This window comes from Winogradskyella poriferorum (genome assembly GCF_036553625.1).
Lineage (GTDB): Bacteria > Bacteroidota > Bacteroidia > Flavobacteriales > Flavobacteriaceae > Winogradskyella > Winogradskyella poriferorum.
On the sequence record NZ_JAZHOU010000001.1, the window covers coordinates 194,751 to 216,575 of the forward strand.

The window sequence follows — 21,825 nt, forward strand, 5'->3', positions numbered from 1 at the left end:
TTCTTCACTACGCTCGGAATGACATTTGTATATATTTTGTTGTTCTCGATACATTTATTCTCATACTTCGAATAAAATACTCGAACTGACGTGGCGGTTTGGGTTGTGTTTAAAATGCTAAGCAGCCATTATTTTGTGTTATTAATATTTCCCCAATATTAAATTTGCAAAAAAACGTACCAAATGAATTTGACGCTTAATCCTTGAGGGCTGGTTAATAAGTCTGTATGCCCATTCCAGATTGTTTTTGACCCACCATTTTGGAGCGCGTTTTACGCTGCCTGTATACACATCGAAACTTCCGCCCAGGCCTTGATATACGGCTTGATGTTGCTGTTGTATGCGCTCCATTAAAAGCTCTTGTTTTGGTGAGCCCATAGCTACAAAAACCACATCTGGTTGGTGTTGTACAATATCTTCAATAAGTCCTTTTTCTTCAGCTTCAGTTTTAATGTAGCCATTTCTATAGTTACAGATATTGATACCTTTAAAGTCTTGTTTTAGCTTTGTTACTGTTTCTTCAATAACGTCTTGTTTCCCACCTACTAAATAAAACGACTTTGAATTATGGTACTTTTCTACAATATTTAGCCAAAGTTCGCACCCTGGGATTTTAACGACATCTTTATAGCCTTTTTTATGTAATGCCCAAACAGCACCTATACCATCTGGGTAGCCCAAGTTTCGGTTAATAATGGCTCTACTTTGACCTGTTGCATGTAGAATTTTTTCGGCATTTACAGCCACTAAAATTTTATGATGCTCAAAAGCATACTCTATGAGTTGCGCTCTGGATTTTGGCGCATAGGTGATGACATTATTTAGGGCTTGAGACTGCATAATTATTTGTTTTTTTCCAGGTAATAATGAGACATTGCATTAAACATGAAAGCGTTGCTCCATCGCATGTATGGAATCTTTGAACTAATGCCTTGTCTGTATTGGTAGTAAAAATAGCCTTTTTTAGATTGCATGTTTTCAATCGTCCAATTTAGTGTACGTTCTAACAGCTCTGTATGTGCTTTGAATTGCTTGAGTTTTGATGCTGTTACTATAACTTGTGCCGGACAATGAATGTCTATAGGATAAGTTTTATCGTGATAATATTTTGGTTTGCCATCTGCTTCAAAAAAGTGTGCTGTATAGTATTTCCACCCTTTATCTATGTATTCTTGAAACGTGGTATCGTCCGTATTTTGTTGATAGGTTTCTATAGCATCTAAATTAAAGCCGGTGTGAAAACTGTCTTTCCAAGATTGTACTGGAAGCAAGCCATAAATCCAAGAGCCATCGTCTTTTTGCAAATCACAAGCTGCCAAAACCGCTTTTTTTGCCATGTCTAAATACGTTTGCTTCTGCTTGTATTTATAAGCATAGCTTAAAATTTTTGCTCCTAATAATGATGCATTGATTACCGTATTGTTGCCGTCTTTAACACTGTATGAAAAGATGTGTCCATTACCGTGTGCTGTACGGGATAAATCCTTTAGTACGAATTCTGCTGATGACAAGGCAGTATTTAACACGCTTTCGTCTTGTGTAATCTTATAGCTTTCTATCAGTGCTTCTACACAAAATGCTGTTGCTACTACTGTTGGTGTATTTTTTTTGAATAGGAAGAGTCGTCTTGCCTGCCAATCGAAGTTATAACCCCAACATGCGCCTGCATAGCCTTCTACTTTCATATCTAAAAGTAGTTGGGTTATGTACTTTATCTTTTCTAAAAGTTCTTCTGGGGTTCCAAATTCGGTTTTACCATTACTGGCTGCTTGGTATAACCTGCAATAGCCTAAAAGAAATAATGCTATCCCTTTTGAGTTGTGCTGCTTAGGCACCAGTAATAGTTTCCTAAAATTAACAGGACTTCGCTTAAAGCCTTGTATCCAGGCCAAACGTGCCAAATCCCAATATTTTAGGGGCAATGCCTGAAAGATTTTGGAATTCATGCCATCGTATGGATCCCAACCTTTAAAGTTTTCGGCTTCGCAGTAGGCTTTGAGGTTTTGAAAGCTTGTTTTAAACTTCATCAGATTTCTATCCGCATTTATTTTATTTGTCATGTTCGATTGACTTAAGGAAAACTGTAGTTTTTACATTGGTTCTCGATACATCCCGACTTAAAAGGTCGGAACACTCGAACTGACGTTAATTAAACATCAACTTGTTCGCCACCACGTTTTATAGATTCTAAAACTTTAAATGATGCTTTTGTTACTGCTACAATTTCTTCAAAAGGAATTGGTGCCTGACCATCTTTAAGTAAACCATGGACAAAGGCTTCTACCATTTCTTTTTGACCTTTATTCTGATTAAGGATCTTTTTCTTTTTTGGCTTCCCTTTTCCGTAAATCTTTAGCTCTTTAAAATCGCTTAACGTTGCAGACATACCAGCCGAGAATACCTCAACATATTCCTTAGTCATTGCTTTAGAACCATTAGCATAATAGCCAACAACTCCTGAGGATCCATTTTCAAATTGAATTAAAATGTTTAGGGTATCGTTTAACTGATTGGCGTCTGGCAATGCTGATGCCGTTATCTTAGTTGGTAAACTTCCGTTGAGATATGTTAAGTAATCTATGAAATGGCAGGCTTCTCCAAGAATTCTACCTCCACCTATTTCGGCATCTTGTATCCATGTATCTTTTGGTATTGCACCTGCATTAACTCTGTAGATCATGGTCATTGGGTTATTACCCACTGCTTTTTTGAGTTTCTTGGTTAAAGGTGAGAAGCGTCTATTAAAGCCAACCATTACAGCCTTTTTATTTGTTGCTTGTGCTTCAATAATTTGTTCTAATTCTGTCTCTAACAAGCACAACGGTTTTTCTACAAATACATTTTTGCTGGCTTGTAAACTTTTTAGAACATATGGCCCATGCGAATCGTGACGCGTCGCCACAAAGACTGTATTGGTTTTGTCGTCTAAAACATCGGTTTCTTCTGTAGCACAAAATTGAAACTTAAACTTTTCTGCTACACGCTTAGATGTTGTTCCCGTATTTGTTAATACGCCTACTCTTCCAACCTCAGCAGACTCAGGAATGTTAGGTAATAAATTTCCTTGCGCATAACTCCCAGCACCAATAAAAGAAATATTAACTTTTCCGAGTTTAGTAGTATCAGACGTTGCTATTTTAGCTTTAGAAATACCTTTAGACGTATCGTATCTTAGAGCAATGCCTGTAAACGGTTCTGATTTAGACACTACCAAATCGAAAGCGTCCTTGGCATTATCGAACTCAAATTCGTGCGTGGTTAAGTAGCCAATATCTATACGCTTGGTTGCCATTAGACTTTGAAATGCCTCCATATTGCGCTTTTCTGTCCAACGTACATAAGGCAATGGATAGTCTATCCCTTTTTCTTCATAATTAAGATCATAGCGCCCAGGACCATATGAACAGGCCATTTTTAATTCTAACTCTTTACGATACCAATATGGATCACGATCGAACCCTGTTGGCACCGCACCCAGAACCACTACTTTACCTTTTTTACGCGCTATAGCACCAGCAAAATTAATTGGGTCTAAACTTGATGTTGCCGCAGCTATGATTACTGCATCTGCACCATGACCTTTTGTTGCATTTAGAATTTGCTCTTCAACACCTGCTGCATTTCTTGTTAATCCTAAATCAACAACTTTATTTTCTACTGCCTGATTAACCGCAGCTTCAGACACATCTATACCAATCACCGTAACACCAGATGCTTTAAGAATTAATGCTGCCAGCTGACCTAATAACCCTAAACCAATGACCACACAAGATTCCCCTAATCTTAAATCTGCCTGACGCACTCCTTGCATAGAAATAGCTCCTAGTGTATTGTAGGCTGCGTCTTTAAGGTTGGCATCGTTTTCTAATTTTACACAAAGATTTACCGGAACGGATACAATCTCTGCATGGTTAGCGTATCCTGCACCTGCACATGCTACTTTATCACCGATTTCGAACTCGGTAACACCCTCACCCACTTCTACCACTTCACCTGCACAACTGTAGCCTAATGGCGAATAGGCATCGAGCTTTTTCATCACTGCTCTGTAGGTTTGTACAGGCCCTTGCTTTTTTAAGGTATCTATAACTTGTTTTACTTGTTGCGGACGCTCTTTTGCCTTACCAATAAGGCTTTTGCGAGCGGCTACAACTGTTGAGCCCTCGGTACCTGAACTGATAATGGAATAATGGTTTTTTACAATGACCATGCCCTTACCTAATTGCGGATAAGGTACGTCTTGTATAATCATATCTCCTGAGCCTAGTTTTTGTGTGAGTTGTTGCATTTATTTAAGTAAATCTGAATAAACTTCTGTAATCTGATTAAAAATTTGATGTGCCGAAAACCTCTTAATGTCTTCAAGGTTATTTTGGCTTATCGTTTCTCTTAGTTCTTTGTCTTTATAGCAATCTATTATTGCATTAACAATTTCGTCAACATTACCAGGTGTTACCAAAAATCCATTTCTTGGCACAGTAATCACATCTGGTATGCCTGATATATTTGTAGAAATTATTGGCAATCCAAAATTCATTGCTTCTAAAATAGAAATTGGCATACCTTCTTTGTAAGAAGGCAGTATAAAGGTATCGGATTTTTTATAAAGATTGTCTTTGTCTTCTCCTGAAACCCATCCTATATAATCTACATTTTGTGACAATTGATGCTCTGTAATGAATTTGTTGATGTATGTTTCTAATTCGCCTTTACCTGCAATGGCTAACTTAATACTTGAATACCCCTTGTCTTTAAGTTGTTTCATAGCCATTAATAGATCTTTTATTCCTTTAGATTCTATTAAAAACCCAACAAAGGCCAGAGTAAAATCATTATCGTTGTTTGTTACCTTATGTTCTTGAATGGACGTACTTTCAAGATTTATGGGGTTTGCTATTCTAACCACATGCTTCAAATTGTAGGCTTCCCTTAACTTATTTTCCCAATCTGTACATAATACAACAATCCTATCAGCTCTGTTAAATATAAAGTTAATATATCTTTTTAATCGTCTATTCTTTGTTAGAAAAAACCCATAAAAATCACTAGAATGTAGATGCAGTATTATTTTCCTACCAGTTATCTTACTTAACAGAAGAAATATAGATTTTCTAAAAAAACTGACTTTTGCAGAAGAATGTATATGTACAATTTTCACCTTCTTAAACAGTATAAAATACAAACACTGAAAGAATGCTTTGAACAAAATTAGAACTTCAAAAATCAGTGATTTGTCTTTATAATGATTGGTCTTAAGCAAAAATAATTTAAAAGGAAACTCTTTTGATTGATAAGCCTTGTAATGTGATTTTATTACGCTGGCGATACCTCCATTACTGGTTAGGTCTGCACCAATTACTAAAATATTTTTACTCATCAGATTTCTTATTCCAAATTAGAATCAGTTTTATTCTTAAAAATAGTATGCACAAGCCTTTGTATGACATTGTCTGTTAAAACTCTACTGAAACGTATTAATTGATACCTGATTTTATTAAAATGATAGCTCTTATTCTTATCCTTAAAAATCTTTGTATCATCTTCTAAATTACCTGTATAATCTTTTTTATATTTTGGATAAATCTCTTTGCAAACATATTCATATAATTCTAAGTCTAAAGCATTATTTTTTAAAATTGATTTTTTTAATTCTTCAGAAAGATTATCGTATCTAACCTTATTTTCTCTTAAAGAATCATTTTTATGTTCATAATTTAAAGCTATTTCATTTTTAAATATAAATTGTTCTAACATTACCAATGATTCGTCAAAATCTTCAAACAAACCCACAAAAGAGTAATCCTCACTTAATCTTAACTTAGCTAAATTTAAATCTTCTCCATCAGCTACACGCCTTGTTATGTAATTATTAAATCTCCTATCCTCTACAAAATCTTCAATAGCCCAATCCCTTCCTTTCTTATTGACATGATGATTATACTGAGACATATATCTTGCTATGGGATCTCTTAAAAAAGTAAAATACTTTACATCTTTACCTACAACACTTTCGTAGTTTGTAAAAGTTCTTGTAGTATGACCTCCCATACCAGATAAAAAAGGGAAACAAATTTTAAGCCACCTAAGCTCTTTATCGTTTAAGAAATTACCTCTTTCATTTGACCAATAATACCAAGGTTTAAGTATTAAATAACCTGGTAAATTATATTTAATTGAATGATGCAAAGTAGTCCCAGCACATTTTTCGATATGGATAAAGCAATAAAAGTCTTTCATAACAACATACTTAATTTCTAAAACCCCAAAGTTGCTCTAAGTCTTTACCTGTGAGTGTCGCTGTTTCTATAACTTGATGTCTAAACTTTTGTTCTAAAAACTTTTGAGTGCTTTGACTTATTGTTGTTTCAATTTTTTTATCTCCTATATTTTTTTGCTCTAGTGCCTTACCCAACCTTTTTCTGTATCGAAGTGGTAATAACGGCTTTAAAATCTTTGTTAAACCAGATTTTCTCATCACATAATTATAGAACTTTGACTTCGGTTGTGCACTTGCATTAAGATGTACATATTTGAATTGAAAGCTATTATCAACACCCAAAAAATCACAAACCTCTTTCATAACATTTTGCTGTTTTTGTTTATCTATTAGTTCTTCGAATAGTACAAAGTGGCAATTTTCCTTTCTAAACATGTTAATAAACGGTTGTATTTGCTTCGCATAATAACCATGCTGTAAGTAAGTATTATTAGATTGTTGCTCAAAGGTATTTAACTCTCCTTTTAGTTCTGCCTCAATAGCTTGCTCAAAGGTGTTTTCTTCACGCAGTGTTCGTTTAAAGTAATTGTATGCAGAAGTCGCTCTTTTTATTGGGTTTCTCAGACAAATAATGATCTTAATGTCTTTATTATAGTCTTGTATTCTTTCGCAAGCTTTGTGATGAAAATACATGTAATTAACGGCACCATGCAACGCTATATCTGTATCTCCTTTTTTGTAAAAGGATTCTAAATGTTTAGTTCCTTTCTTAAAGAAATTTTCATTTGTAAAAAAATGGTAATCTTTTAATTCTTCGGGAGCATACACCTGAGGGTGTTGCCCTAACCAATCATATAGACTTGTGGTACCTGCTTTTTGCGCACCAATTAAGAATGTGTTAATTTTTTTTACCATCTAAATTACCAATCTGTTTTTCTGAATCTTTTTGATACTGCATATATTGATTTTGCCTAAGGCTTACCAATTTTAGACATGTAATACCAAGAATATATCCCATAGAAATACTTAAAACAATATTATCTGTTCTGTTTGTACCAGCAAAAAAACCTCTACCGACAAAAACTACAAGACAAAAAAACAATAATGTGTATAAGTATTTGTCGTATTTTTTAACCCTCTTTATGTTTTTGTAAAATCTAAATAGCATCAAAGACCACAAAAGTAAACCTAGAATACCAAAGTCTATTAAATACTCAACAAAATCATTATGTGCAATATGTCCTTCGATTTTTGGAGATGCATAAAAACCAAATCCAAAAACTTGATTAAATACAGAACCATCTGCCCAGAAATATATTAACGTTGACCATATTACATCTCTACCAGAGCCTATTGTGCCTCTTTTTTCGTCCTCTATATTAAGAAATCTATGAGATAAACTATCGTAAGCATTCTCAATAAAATAAAGGCCAACAACAAATAATATGGCTAAAAACAACCAGGCCTTCCAATCAAATTTAAAATTCTTAAATACCCCTTTAAAGTTTCTGAGTGAGTAAATAATAATGAATATATATATTACTACTGCTCCTCTCTTTCCTGACATTAGGGTTAGTACTAGAGCTAAGCCAAACACCCAAAAATTATACTTTTGAAAACGATACATTAACATCGGTAATATCATTAAAAATATATAGCCTGCCGATGTATTAACTACTCTTATACCACCTGAATTTAAAGGATTAATAATTGCTAAAAAAACTTCTAGACAACCATTTAAAATTAATGCTAGCAAGAGTAGATTTAATGCTTTCCCTTTAAGATGTAAGTTAATTGTGGCATTGTAAAAAAAGAACATTGAAGCAATGACATACACCAAAATAATTACAGACCTTAAATTTATATTTGCGTATATCGAAGGAAACTCAATAAAACTTAATAAAAAATAAAATACCCCTAAAACAACAAAAATTAACCAAAGCCTTGAAAAATCGAAAACTTTCAGAAGAGTTATTCTTTTGCCGAAATAATAATTATTATAAATCAACATTCCTATCAACGAAACACCGGCAATCATTTGAACAACTGGCCTTGAGCCTTCAGATTCACCTCTAACAAGGATATCTGCCCCAAGATAAAGAACAATAAAAACAAGAATAATGTAGAATAAGTTTTTCATATACTACAATTTAGACAAGGCATTAATATCGATTACTTCCATTCCATTTAAATTATAAAAATGGTAAACCTCATCTATTCTATTCCAATTGGCATTATCTCTCCATTCTTTATTAATTCTTATTGCCACAAACTTGGTATCATATTCCATCTTATGGAGCACATATAGTGATGTAGAATAATAACTTATAATATATCTTGGCTTTTTTCTTGCATTAAGATAAAACATCTCAAAAGGCATGGTATTCTTTACAATTTCAAAACCATTATCATTCTCTAACTTTTCAATTCTATGCATGAAATACTTAACCTTAAAACCCTTATTTTCGGAAAATACTTTTAAAGTATCCAAAACATATTCATTTGCTTCTTGGGTTATAAATCCTTTCTGAAGCAAAGGAGTACCGAGCACCCATATTTCGTCTACAAGAGTTAAGTCATTAACTTGATATTTTCTTTTTGTATAATCAAAATTATTTATTAATAACTCGTCTTTTGAACTAGGTTGAATATTAAAACATGAAAAAAATCTTATACTTTTAGGAAGCGCCTTTTTTGGCTTCAAAAACAAAAACTCTAGAAGACCTTTTTTACTTAATATTTTTGGATGGCTTGTTCTATATTCATTTTTATTTCTAAGTTTTAGTATATCTATTGAAGCAGCACCATCATCAACCGCAACAGGTTTTATTTCTTTTGGCGAATTCTTAAGAACGTACTTAGACCAATGATTATCTAAATTACCTACTATAGGTATGTGTTTATTAAATCGTTTTAATAATTTTTTAGTTTTTAAGAACCTTAGCCAGTAATTGCCCTTGCCTAACATTGGTATATGTATATTGGCAAATTGTTTTATTTCATCAAATTCATTTATGATCTGGTCTATAGCGATTTGTCTTTCGGATAGTAAAACAAGATCACAGTCACTATAATTAATAGTCTTAGTATGTAGATACTCTAATACATTGATGAATTGAAATGGGCTTAAAACCAGAAGAACATATCTCTTTGTCATACTTTAATTTCTTTTGGCTTTTTTGAGAAACACATAATAATTAAACATATTAATACATTCTGTAACTGCAGCTGCTATAGACACTCCTAAAAGTAAATCATCATATATTGTTACAAACACGTATGAACAGATTAACAAACTCAACAACCTAAACGAAATTAAATACTTAAAGAAATTAAACTCTTTAAGACTATTAAGCGCCACATGAAACACCGTATTAACGCTATAAAACACACCAGAAAATACCATTATCTGCGCTGCTAAAATACCGTCTTTATATTTAGGAAACACCATTGGAATAGCATAAGGCAATAAAAACACTAATAACAAGCCAACACCTAGCATTACCAAAAAGAGATATTTAACGGTCTGTAATGCTGTTTTAAATACATTTTCTTTATTCCCATCTTGACCAAATTTAAAAGTCATTTTAGGGAATAAGTATCTGTTTAAAAATTTTGGAATTGCTAAAACCGCATTATTAATATTGGCTGCAGGAGCAAACAAACCGACTAGTAGCGGACTTCCAAAAATCACTAAGACCAATCTTGGTACTGAGCGCGAGATGACACCAATATAGTTCCAGAAAAAAATTGGGAAACCAACTTTAAACAGGTCTATAAAATCTTCCTTATTGAAGTTGTATTTTATTTTATAAGGTCGGTATATTTTGAATAAAATCACAAAAACACCATTAATAACAAACTGATAAGCAACGTAACCCCAAATATCAAAAACGTATATTAATGGAATAAGCAACATATAAAGCGCACTTATTGCCAACTGGATATTGGTAAGCTTAGCAAATTCCTTGGACGTTCTGTAAGTTGCTCCCAGGAAACTTCTTTGAATATTGAAAAATGCCAAAGATCCTGCAAACATTAACATTGCCAGGCCTTCCTTTTCTATCGCATTGGCAGTATATAATACTATAGCAACAATTGTTAAAACTACATACAGAGCAACCACCAACTTATTTACAAATGCGCCAGCAGTTTTTAATTTCTCTAGTGCTGTATCTATACGATCTTTACCTAACCAATATGGCAACTCTCTATTAATACCTTGCGGTATTCCTAAGGCAAGTAATTGAACATAACCAATAAAAACAGTGTAACTCTGCCATCTCCCTAGCTCTTCGGGATTAATCCAACTAAGAACTATAAAACCTGTGATTAGTGATGCAAATGTCATTATAAGCCCAGACACTACATATCTACCACCTGCTGAATGTTTTTTTATATTGGTTAGTTTTTTTTTCAATTAACACGATAATTAAAAGAATACATGTACAAAATTACACCTTAACTTTATTTATGTATTCTTATTAGCTTGTATGGATTTTTTAGTCAACACATAATTCCAATCTTGGTCAAATTTTTTATTTATTTCTGACACAGTATTAGGGTTGAGCATAAACTTTTTACCAAAATCAGGTAAATATTTCTGACAAATTTTACGAGGAGTAATATTTAAAAACTTAAAAAGTTTACTATACAGCAACTTAAATTTAAACATCTTATAAAACTTAATATCTATATAATTTAAGCGGTATAATAATTTTGTTTGAAAACTGGTACGAATACCTGAATTCACCTTTTTTGACTCAAAATTTATAGATGCGTCTTCTAACCCTAAAAATTCTGAAAACGATTTATGAAATGATTCCATCGCTTTTAAATCGTCTAACGTGTAGATAAAAACATCTTCAAAACTATGCTGTACTACTTCAATAAAACTTCTAAAAACTACATCTTCTTGTTTTAAAACACCTGTATTCTCAAAATTGAAGAAATCTTTAAACTTTAAAGCATTCCCTTCATGCAGGAATTGCTTGTAAGATGATAAGATATAATCCGAATGCTTCCTAAAACCAACAACAATTTTAGCCTCTGGATACATTTCTTTAATACTACGGATTGTACTAAGACATTCTTCTAATTTATTTCCACCAAATAGTCTTCCGCTTAAGTTTTCTTCAGATATTAATACAGGTTGTTCAACTATATTCATACCCATTAACACCTTGTAATACGGCTCACTGGCTTTAATGTATTTTAGTGCTAATTGCGGAAAATACTCCCTTTGCAGATATGTTGTACCTGTTTTATGTAAACCAATATGAAATATAATGTTACTCATCCATTTTAGAAATTTCTTCGGCTACTTTCCAATCCAATACTGTATCTATATCATGGGAGCTTAATTCATCCATTTCAAACTTTTTCACTTTAGCCAGTTCTGCTAAAGAATTATCTTCAATTGATCTTGTATTTATGATATAAATAGCACCATTGAGTTCCCAAACTGTTGGCACATCTTGCCTTCTTTTGGCATTAGACACCTTAGACTTTACCAAATACCCTTGCTCGTTTTCTTCTCTAAGTACGTAATAAGGATTAGATTTTGTTTCTTTTACCGAAACCAGCATATCCAGGTTGTCATTATAGTGAGTTAAAGCATCCTTAATATGTTGGGCCGTTCTAAAAGGTGATGTAGGTTGAAGCAATATTAATGTATCTGCCTGGTATCCTCTTTCTTTATAGAATTTTAAAGCGTGTTTTATAACATCTTCTGACGTTGCTGTATCTGTAGCTAAGACTTCTGGACGTAGAAAAGGGACTTCTAAACCAAGGGATTCGACTGTGCTTTTTATTTTTTTGTCATCAGTAGAAACACATATAACATTATCATTGAATGTCGCTCTAGCAGCATCAATAGTGTACTGTATTAAAGGTTTACCGTTTAGCAACTTAATGTTTTTTCCCGGCACACCTTTAGACCCTCCTCTGGCTGGTATTAGAACTAATGGTCTCAAATTAGAATTTTATATTATTAATATCTACCTGTGCTTTTTCAAAATCTTCGTGCTTACCCACATCTAACCAATACCCAATTAATGGAAAAGAAATTACTTTTTTGCTCATTTCTATAAGTTTTTCCATTAAATCCGTGGCATTAAAAAGTGCATTTTCAGGAATTAAGTCTAAAACCTCTTTTTTCATCAAATATATACCACCATTAGAATAGTAAGTATATGTTGGCTTTTCTTTAAAATCTATAATATGATTATTAGATGTCTCTAATACAGCATAAGGTATACTTACATTGTAAGGTATTGTAACTACAGCCAAATCCGCATCTTGCTTTATAAAATCTAAGTAAAACGCTTCGTAATCTAAATTGGTTAACACATCTGAATTGGATATTAAAACATGATTATGCTTAAAATCTTTGATTTTAGAAACCGAACCAATAGTGCCTAGAGGCTCATCTTCCCACACGTAACTAATAGCACAGTTCTTTTCACTACCATCTCCAAAGTAATCCTCTATCTGTTCTCCTAAATACCTAACTGAAAACCAAAAATCATCAATACCGTAAAGTGCTAACCGATCTACATTGTGCTCCATAATAGATTTATCACCTACTTTAAGCAATGGTTTTGGTGTTGTATCGGTTAACGGTCTTAATCGCTGCCCTCTGCCTCCTGCCATGATAACAGCATCTACAGGCAAATATGAGCGCATATATCTAAAATTAACGATATTAATAACTCTATCGTCTTTATCTAAAACTGGTATAATTTTAAAATTACGCTCTCTAAAATCTATAATTTGAAGTATATCTCTTTCGTCTTTTCTAATAAATTTAGGATTATCTTGTATTATAGCTTCTACAGACTCCTCTATACTTACACCCTTTAACAAACCTCTGCGCACATCGCCATCTGTTAATGAGCCTATAAGCTTATCTGAATCATCTACAACAAAAACAACAGCGTTAGCTGCCAACACGTCTAATTTTGCCAAAGCTTCACGTATGGTTGTTTTATTAAGAACTAAATGCTCTCTATAGTTTATCATACTCTTTAATTGTTTTTATAATCGTATTAGCTGTGTTTTCTTTATAATAAGTGTTATCGCCTGAGTAAACAGGCAACCTTAGTACTTCCTTTACTTTATTTACAATGTTTACCGCATTAAAATCTACATCATAGGTGTTTTCACTTTGTGCTCTTCCCTTTTGTCTATCACCTACATTTACTACATACTTTTTGAATGATGCAGCTTCTATAATTCCACTTGAAGTATTTCCTATTAATAGGGTTGAATAATGCATTGCCGAAAAATAATTTGCCTTTCCAAAATTTTCAACCAAGACCACCTTATCAGGAACATTTTCTTTGAGTCTATTTATCTCGTTTCTATATACACCTCCCAAGGTATCTGCATTTGGCATTGTAACCACAATCTGTAATTCGTTTGTTAAGGCTTCTAAAGCGATTCTCATTTGCGAAGCATACTCATTATTACGCTCTACAGCAACAGTCTCTGGATGAAATGTAACCAACGCAAAGGGTTCGTCTTTAATGTTAAATTCGCCGAATATCTTTTGTCTTTCAACAGGAATAAAATCCTGAATACCATCTAAGCTTAATGCTCCCACATTAAAGATACTATCTGCACTCTCTGTTAGCTGTTCTACTTTTTTCTTGTAATCTAATGTAGCAACAAAGTGTAACTTGGAAGCTAGTGTTAATTGATGCCTATATATATTATCTATAGCACCTAAAGTAGTTTCTCCTCCATGTATATGAGCCATAGGCACTCCATAAGGAATACTTGCCTGAACTGCGGCACTCATCTCAAATCTATCGCCAAGACAGAAGACCAAATCGAACGTATGCAATTTCCAAAAATCAGCAAACTTTAAAACTGTATTTCCATAAGATTTGGCAATACCATATTGGCTATCGTCAGCCTCTAAGGAAGCAATTGTATGAATCGCTTTAAAACCATCTTTCTTAATATCTCTTAATGTGTATCCATGTCCTTGTGACAAATGTGTACCAAAAGCAATGATCTCTGTTTGGAAATAAGGATCTATCTCTAATTGCTTTAATAATGGTAGATATATTCCGTAATCTGCTCTAGAGCTTGTTAGGACACCTATTTTCATACGATATCGGTCCAGGTTAATTTGTCAAACTTTTTAACATCTTTTGCGAGTGTTTTACCCACAATGTCGTTCCATCGCATTGGCGAAATACCATCTCCTGGACGCAAGGGCAATATGTCTGATTCTGAAATAACATCACCAGAAACCATATCTTTTGCTATATATATGCTCTTCCTTGCTATACTAATATTTTTTTGCTCACTCTTTGAAGGCTCTTTTTTACCATTACCAGAAATTGCCTTCTCTATATTTCTTATGGCTTTGACCATTTCTTTTAATTCATTAGGCTCTAACGATGCTTTATGGTCTGGCCCAGACATGGTCTTATCAAGTGTAAAGTGTTTTTCTATCACTTTTGCTCCTAAAGCAACTGCTGCAACAGGCACCTCAATACCCAATGTATGGTCTGAGTAACCTACAGTAACACCTAGTTCCTTTTCGATTGTAAGCATTGCTTTAAGGTTTACATCTTCCATTGGAGTTGGGTACTCCGTGTTACAGTGTAAAATTATAACGTTCTCTTTTTTTACACCATTATTTTGAAGCACTTCCAGTGCCACCTTTATTTCTTCTATGTCAGCCATTCCGGTTGATAAAATCGCTAACTTATTTGTTTTTGCAATAGCTTTTAAATAAGGATAGTTTGTAATTTCACCACTTGGTACTTTGAATATATCTAAACCTAGATCATCTAAATATTTAACACCCTCAGCATCAAAAGCACTTGATAAGAATTTAATATCCTTCCCTTTACAATAAGCGATTAAATCTAAGTGATCTTGATGGCTAATTTCGAGACTCTTAAGCATATTGTATTGTGAGTTATCACTATCCTGCATATTTTTTGCTTGATAATCGGCTTTGCTAGCATCAGGACTTGCTAACTTATCTGCTTTGAAACTTTGAAACTTTACATAGTCCACCTTAGCATCAACAGCTGCATCAATTAGCTTTTTCGCTAAACTTATATCTCCATTATGATTTACACCTGCCTCAGCAATTATAATTACTTTACTCATTTTCCTAATTTATCACCTACTCTTATTTTACCATCTACATCTAATATTTCAATAAAAGAGTCTTTAGTTTTTACCAAAAATCCTGATTCAGTTTTACTAAGCACCTGGCCAACTGTACCAATATAATTTGGGACATCAGGAATTAACCTTGACTTATTGATTTTTATTTCTTGTGAGTTATTGACAGTTCTTGCTATTGGACCTGGTGTGGATATTGAACGTATGAAGTTAAATAAGTTTCTTGAAGTGTCATTCCAATTAATAATTTCGTCACCAACACCTCTTCTTCCACAATAAAAACCAACAGGATGAATGGTCTTTTGATCTATTCTTTCATAGTCATTTTCAGCTATTTTCACCAAAGCATCATATAACAAACGTGAACATTCTACAAATGCTACTTCTAAAAGAGAAGCGTAATCATCTTCATCCGTTATAGGGAAAGTATCCTGTAGAATAATATCACCTGTATCAATACCTTCATCAACAAAATGTACTGTGATACCAAATTCTTTTTCATCATTAATAAGTGCCCAATTCAAGATATTTCGCCCTCTATAAAAAGGTAATTTACCAGCATGACAATTAATTATACCTTTTGGTGTTAAATTAATTATGCCTTTTCTGAAAATCTGATTAAAACTCATTGACACTAAAACATCGCAATCGTATGTTTTAATCTTTTCTAAACTGGAAGGTGAATTGACATTATCTAATTTAAAATAATCTATATTATATTTCTTAGAAAAATCAGACAACACCATATCCGTTGTATCTGTTCTAGGTACAATAAACTGAATATCGAATCTATCATCATTATTGATTATTTCAAAAGCTCTATGCGACCATGGTCCGTCAGCAAAATATCCTATTCTTAACTTCTTTTGACTCATATAACACTACTTGGTATATTAACAATTCGTTCTTCCAAAAATATAGCATTTTTTTGACTGTCTCTTGTACAATCCTTATACATTGGCAATCTAAACATTAGTTGCCATATAGGCCTGGTCATAACACCTTGAGCATTTGTAGTCTCTAAAAACAGATTGCGTTCTTCTTTGTTTGCTAACTCAACACACATTAACCAGTAATTGGCTTTTGTATCTTGTGTTTCAGTTCTAAAATCAATGCCTTTTGTACTAAAATATGCTTTATAACTTGATGCTAATTTTCTTTTTTTCTCTAAAAAACCTTGCAATTGCTCCAATTGCGCACATGCCAAAGCTGCATTGATATTAGGCATTCTGTAATTATACCCTAAAGCGTCATGATAATACTCATAAGCATGCGGTTGCTTTGCAGTAGTGGTGAGATACTTTCCTTGGTCTGCAAGTACTTTATTGTTGGTAACAATTGCACCACCACCACCAGAAGTGGCTATTTTATTTCCATTAAAAGAAAATACACCCAATTCACCAAAACTTCCGGTAGGTTTACCCTTATAAAGGCTACCCAAAGATTCTGCAGCATCTTCTACTATAGGGATATTCCATTTTTTGCAAACTACTATAAGCTCATCTAAATGTACCGGAAAACCAAAGGTATGCATAGGTAAGCATGCACTTATTTTTCGTCCGGTTGTTTTATTATAGCAACCATCTTCTCGCAGGTCTCCATGTTCTTCTAAAAAGTCTGAAACAGCTCTTGGAGATAAACCCATAGTATCTATATCAACATCTAAAAACACAGGATGCGCATTATTGTATACAATAGCATTTGCTGTTGCCACAAAAGTCAAGGCTTGTGTTAGCACCTCGTCACCTGCACTCACACCTGCTAAACGCAGAGCCACCTGTATGCCAGCAGTACCATTAACCACAGCTACTGCACGATTAGTTTGCGCTATTGTCGCTATTTGTTCTTCAAACTGATCTACAAACTTACCCACAGAAGACACAAACGTAGTGTCTATACACTCGTTAAGATAGCGCTTTTCTTTACCTGAAAAATGCGGCACATGTAAAGGGATAAAATTTGTTGTTTGAAACGTTTCTTGAATAAAACGAATGGTTTGGTTTAAATAAAGGTCTCTCATATTACATTTTGGCCTCTAAATACTTTCCGGTTTCTTTATGATTAAAGTTTGGAATCATTTTATTGAACAAATCCACTAACTGTTGTTTCTCCCAACTCCCTTGATCTCGCAAACTTGAAATGGTCTTTTCAAATAATTCTAGTTTATCAGCTTCGATGTTTAGAGAATTTTTAATAATTCCTAAATTCTTAAATTGACTCATATCTAAGGTTTCAGAAGCTGTAAAAAACTCTTCAAAGTCTTTTTCTCCTGTTGTATCACTCTTTACAAATAAGCATGGCCATTTTTTCTGCTGAGAAAGCTCCTTCACTTTTGCTCTTGCCTCATCTTCCGAATGTACAATTACAGGCTCATAACCTCGTTGCCTTAAATAACGCTCAGCTATTTCAGCAAATGTAATCAGATGTAAACCTTCATTTAACTTAGGAAAAAATATATCTCTATTATCTCCAAAAATAGTTGACATTAAGCATAATTCACCTGCTTCTTTAGGAATAACGAAATAACGTCTAATATCATTTGGCGCTACTATAGGCTGCTGTTTTAACATGCGCTGATTAAATCCATGAAGTAGAGAACCATCAGAAAACGCCACATTTGCAAAACGTGCTGTAGATATAGAAATATCCTGACTTTTTTGCATTAAAAACATTTCCATAATCCTTTTAGAAGCTCCCATCATATTTACAGGGTTGGCTGCCTTGTCAGTAGAAACACAAAAGTACTTTTTAGCACCATGAGCTACAGCTTGTTCTATGGTTTTATTGGTATTGAACACATTAACATCAACCATACGCATTAAAGTATAAGGATCTTTTTCACTACGTACATGTTTTAAAGCTGATAAATTTAGAACGTAATCGTATTTACCATCGGATTTTATAAAGGCATCATAAATATCTGACCCACAATCTAAAGCAAAAGTTTTGAACTCACCCGAAATATAACCGACAGAACTACGTAAGTCTCTTACCAGTTCCACCAAATTATTCTCGCTAATATCTACTACATGAAGCTTTTTGGGTTTTCGTTTAAAAATCTCCCTAGTTACAGCTTGCCCAATAGAACCAGCACCACCAATAACTAAAAATGCTGAGGAAGAAACTATTTTGTTCAAATCCTCATTATGCTTGGCAATATCTTCTACAAATAATTCTGCTTCCCTTCCTATTAGAGATAGAATTTCCATTACTATAATTTTATTGTCAATTACTTCTCAACAAAACTAAACTAAATACAACAATCTCCTAAAAAACATTAGGGTTTTAGTTTTACAAACTATTATCTTCAGAAGATAATATCATTCAATGATATTTTTAATATAATTAACGCTTTGTTAATATCTAAATGTTTAAGGACTGCTTTGTTTTATTATATTTGAAATCCCTTTCTACCTGCAAAATGCCTTAATTGATTCTTATGTGTTATTGATAAACAATTCATTTAAAAAAACACATGAAACATTTTTACACATTTTTAGTTGCCATTTTATTTACAAGTTTAGGGTTTGGGCAGATAACTATTTTTAACGAAGCTGGTGGAGGTACTGCTCCTGCAGGCTGGACATTTGAAAACAATGTCACCTCTAACGACATTGACCGCGGATCTTACTGGCTTGTTGAAGACGGCACAACCAATGACTTTATAATTACTGCTACCTATGACCTTTCTTCTTATAGTAGTGCAACATTTACATTAGATGTTGCTACATTCGGAAGTGGCACTAACAATGCAGCAAAAATTGAAATTTCTGACGATGGTGGTGCTACATATGCTCAAACAGAAGTTTCAAACACTCCTTCATCATCATCTTATATTGATGGAGGTACTTTTTCTTTAAATTCTCTAACTTCCCAAGTAGTGATAAGAATTTCTAGTAATGGAAGTTCAGGAAAAGATGTAAGACTAAGAAATTTAGAGTTAGTGGCTACTTCCGGTTCACCAATCACTTCTGTAGAATTTGCTTCGGCTTCTGCGTCAGTTTTAGAAGGAGTTGGTACAACCGATTTAACTTTTTCGATTACAAATCCTGATGGCACCAACGCGACTTCTTTTGATGTAGAATTAACTACAGGTGACAATGCAGATATTAATGGATACACAACACAAACCGTAACCTTTCCTGCTGGGTCTTCAACCGACGAAACAGTCACTATTACAGTTACTGATGATACTGTTTTTGAAGGTGATGAAACCCTAACCTTTACCATTACAAGTGTAACTGGTGGAAATATGGCCACTCTAGGTACGCAATCTACGTTTGACTTAACAATTGAAGACAATGAATCTAGTCCTGCTATTACCATTGTTATTGAAGATTTTGATAGTACATATCCAAACTGGAATAATGATATAGAGTCGCAGTTATTTGTTGACCCAACATCACCTAATGAAGGTTTATTTATACAAGCTGCTTCTAGTAATAATGGCAATTTCTCTGGCAATACAGCATTTGGCAGAGATTTAGGAGGGGAAACTGGTGAACCTACATTATCTCCTTATACTTTCACTTTTGATGACGTTGATGTTTCTAACTATAGTTCCATAACAGTTAGCTTCGACTACCATGCTTTTGCAAATGCCGAGACAGGTGACTATGAGATTGTAATTGATGGAGTTGGACAAGGTTCAGTAGAATATTTTAACGATCCTGATAGTTCACCTGGTGTAAACGGAACTATTTCTATTCCTGTTGCTGACGGAACTTCTACAGTAGGTTTAATATTAACTGGTACTCTTAATGGAGGAAGTGATGTTATAGAGTTCGATAACTTTAAAGTTGAGGGTATCTACAATGGTTATGCATATTCTGACGGTTCTTGGTATCCTGCGGATCCTGATGGAACGACTGGTGCATCAGACGCCATTGTAGTAGATGGTGTTGCTGTTTTAAACTCTGATGTTAGTCTAAATGATGTCGTTATTAACCCTGGTGCAGGGTTGGAGGTTGCTTCTGGAGCAACATTAACCGTTAACAGCCTTACTCTAGAATCTGTATCTACATCTTACTCTAGCTTAATTCTAGATGGATCTATAACAGGTACAGTAACTTATAATCGTAGTGTCAATTCTTTCACAAACGATGCAACCAACAATGATAACGACTTAATATCTGCACCTGTTACTGGACAAGCCTTTGGAAGTTTTGACAGTGCAAATGCTAATTTACTCGCATCTGGTTCTACGAGAGCTTTTGCGCCTTTTAATAACAATACTGACGTTTATGAAAACTATGATGCCACAACAAATGCAGCAACAACATTAGATGCCGCTACAGGATACAGAGCTGCTACTACTGATAGAGCAACTTTAACCTTTACCGGAACCGCAAACACTGGTGATGTAATTAAGGATATAACTATAGGTGCAGGTGCTTCGTATGCTGAATGGAACCTAATAGGAAATCCTTATCCATCTTACATTGATGCAGAAGCATTCTTAACCCATGTTGTAAGCACTCAAACTTCTGGAGAACGAAATATTGATTTAATGGAAAGCGCATCTGGTATTTATGGTTATGATGGTAATGCTTCTGATGGTTGGAAAATAATCACTCTTGCGAATGCATCTGGTGAGTTAATTTCTCCTGGACAAGGTTTCTTTATTGCAGCAGATGGTAATGATGTATTAGCGCATGATATTGAGTTTACACCAGCAATGAGAACAACTGGAAGCTCTGATGATTTTATTGCAGGAAGAAATAGTAGTTCTTTAACGTTTTTAGAATTAAACGCTTCAACTGCTAATAACAATTACAATACAGAATTCTATTTTAATTCGAATGCTAGCCAAGGTCTAGACTCTGGCTATGACGCTGTAATTTGGGGTGGTTCTGCACCAAGCTTTGCTATATATTCACACTTGGTTCAAGATAATACAGGACTTCCTATTGCTTTACAAGCATTAAGCGATACAGATTATACTAATGTTACTATTCCTCTTGGTGTAAATGCTAATCAGGGAGAACAATTAACTTTTAGTATTTCTGAAACGACTTTACCAAATACAGTCAACGTATATTTAGAAGACAATCTATCTAACACCTTTACACTTTTAAATACCTCAGATTATATTTTAACACCAAATACAAATCTGATGGGAACTGGTAGATTCTACATTCACTTTACAAACACTACGCTTTCAACTACTGAAAATGTATTTGATAGTTTAACGATATATGCAGATCAAACAAATCGTTCTATTTACATTGCTGGTGAAGTAAGTGAAAACACTGTTGCTAAGGTTTATGACATTCAAGGTCGCTTAATAAGCTCTAAGACTTTAACTACCAATCTAAGATTGCAAAGCATTGATGTAAACAATATAAACCCTGGTGTTTATATTGTTGAATTAAGTAACACATCTCAAAACAAAACTCAGAAGGTTATATTAAAATAACCTTAGACAATACATCTTTTGTAAAAAACGCATT

At 33.8% G+C, this 21,825-nt stretch carries 18 protein-coding genes; 1 reads left to right on the top strand and 17 read right to left on the bottom strand.

The annotated features are described in order from the left end of the window. Positions 1-141: 141 nt before the first annotated feature. The 17 genes from V1468_RS01000 to V1468_RS01080 all read right to left on the bottom strand — a co-directional run bounded on the left by V1468_RS01000 (position 142) and on the right by V1468_RS01080 (position 18,582). Complete coding sequence (locus V1468_RS01000) at positions 142-840, bottom strand: WecB/TagA/CpsF family glycosyltransferase (RefSeq protein WP_331808400.1); 699 nt, start codon at positions 838-840, stop codon at positions 142-144. Positions 841-842: 2 nt separating this feature from the next. Next, entirely contained in the window at positions 843-2,060 is a 1,218-nt protein-coding gene (locus tag V1468_RS01005; protein WP_331808401.1) for a delta-aminolevulinic acid dehydratase, read from the bottom strand. 89 nt (positions 2,061-2,149) lie between these two features. Beyond that, positions 2,150-4,288, bottom strand: coding sequence for a bi-domain-containing oxidoreductase (locus tag V1468_RS01010; protein WP_331808402.1), 2,139 nt, complete (start codon positions 4,286-4,288; stop codon positions 2,150-2,152). Then, positions 4,289-5,377 (bottom strand): glycosyltransferase family 4 protein, encoded by a 1,089-nt coding sequence (locus V1468_RS01015; protein WP_331808403.1) that lies wholly within the window; start codon positions 5,375-5,377, stop codon positions 4,289-4,291. Between the two features lie 8 nt (positions 5,378-5,385). Then, positions 5,386-6,237, bottom strand: a complete 852-nt coding sequence (locus V1468_RS01020) for a sulfotransferase family 2 domain-containing protein (protein WP_331808404.1) — start codon at positions 6,235-6,237, stop codon at positions 5,386-5,388. Between the two features lie 10 nt (positions 6,238-6,247). Continuing rightward, on the bottom strand, positions 6,248-7,132 hold the full coding sequence (locus V1468_RS01025; protein WP_331808405.1) for a sulfotransferase domain-containing protein: 885 nt from the start codon (positions 7,130-7,132) through the stop codon (positions 6,248-6,250). Continuing rightward, complete coding sequence (locus V1468_RS01030; protein ID WP_331808406.1) at positions 7,116-8,357, bottom strand: O-antigen ligase family protein; 1,242 nt, start codon at positions 8,355-8,357, stop codon at positions 7,116-7,118. Before V1468_RS01030 ends, V1468_RS01025 begins: the two co-directional genes overlap by 17 nt. Before the next feature lie 3 nt (positions 8,358-8,360). Continuing rightward, positions 8,361-9,374 (bottom strand): hypothetical protein, encoded by a 1,014-nt coding sequence (locus V1468_RS01035; RefSeq protein ID WP_331808407.1) that lies wholly within the window; start codon positions 9,372-9,374, stop codon positions 8,361-8,363. Positions 9,375-9,377: 3 nt separating this feature from the next. Next, on the bottom strand, positions 9,378-10,637 hold the full coding sequence (locus V1468_RS01040) for a lipopolysaccharide biosynthesis protein (protein WP_331808408.1): 1,260 nt from the start codon (positions 10,635-10,637) through the stop codon (positions 9,378-9,380). 51 nt (positions 10,638-10,688) lie between these two features. After that, complete coding sequence (locus V1468_RS01045) at positions 10,689-11,516, bottom strand: hypothetical protein (protein WP_331808409.1); 828 nt, start codon at positions 11,514-11,516, stop codon at positions 10,689-10,691. Continuing rightward, positions 11,509-12,192: an acylneuraminate cytidylyltransferase family protein gene (locus V1468_RS01050; RefSeq protein ID WP_331808410.1), complete on the bottom strand. Its 684-nt coding sequence runs from the start codon at positions 12,190-12,192 to the stop codon at positions 11,509-11,511. Before V1468_RS01050 ends, V1468_RS01045 begins: the two co-directional genes overlap by 8 nt. Position 12,193: 1 nt before the next feature. Continuing rightward, complete coding sequence (locus V1468_RS01055) at positions 12,194-13,240, bottom strand: nucleotidyltransferase family protein (RefSeq protein ID WP_331808411.1); 1,047 nt, start codon at positions 13,238-13,240, stop codon at positions 12,194-12,196. Beyond that, complete coding sequence (gene neuC / locus V1468_RS01060) at positions 13,227-14,336, bottom strand: UDP-N-acetylglucosamine 2-epimerase (protein ID WP_331808412.1); 1,110 nt, start codon at positions 14,334-14,336, stop codon at positions 13,227-13,229. Before neuC ends, V1468_RS01055 begins: the two co-directional genes overlap by 14 nt. After that, positions 14,333-15,355, bottom strand: coding sequence for an N-acetylneuraminate synthase (gene neuB / locus V1468_RS01065; protein ID WP_331808413.1), 1,023 nt, complete (start codon positions 15,353-15,355; stop codon positions 14,333-14,335). The genes neuC and neuB overlap by 4 nt, the downstream gene beginning before the upstream one ends. Continuing rightward, positions 15,352-16,248, bottom strand: a complete 897-nt coding sequence (locus tag V1468_RS01070) for a methionyl-tRNA formyltransferase (RefSeq protein WP_076617862.1) — start codon at positions 16,246-16,248, stop codon at positions 15,352-15,354. The genes neuB and V1468_RS01070 overlap by 4 nt, the downstream gene beginning before the upstream one ends. Next, positions 16,245-17,393 (bottom strand): LegC family aminotransferase, encoded by a 1,149-nt coding sequence (locus tag V1468_RS01075; protein WP_331808414.1) that lies wholly within the window; start codon positions 17,391-17,393, stop codon positions 16,245-16,247. The genes V1468_RS01070 and V1468_RS01075 overlap by 4 nt, the downstream gene beginning before the upstream one ends. Before the next feature lies 1 nt (position 17,394). Continuing rightward, entirely contained in the window at positions 17,395-18,582 is a 1,188-nt protein-coding gene (locus V1468_RS01080; protein ID WP_331808415.1) for a UDP-N-acetylglucosamine 4,6-dehydratase, read from the bottom strand. A 266-nt stretch (positions 18,583-18,848) separates the two neighbouring features. On the opposite strand from V1468_RS01080, the gene V1468_RS01085 reads away from it, so the two are divergent. Then, positions 18,849-21,791 carry a T9SS type A sorting domain-containing protein gene (locus V1468_RS01085; protein WP_331808416.1) on the top strand — a complete coding sequence of 981 codons (2,943 nt, stop codon included), beginning with the start codon at positions 18,849-18,851 and terminating at the stop codon, positions 21,789-21,791. The last annotated feature ends 34 nt before the right edge of the window (positions 21,792-21,825 follow it).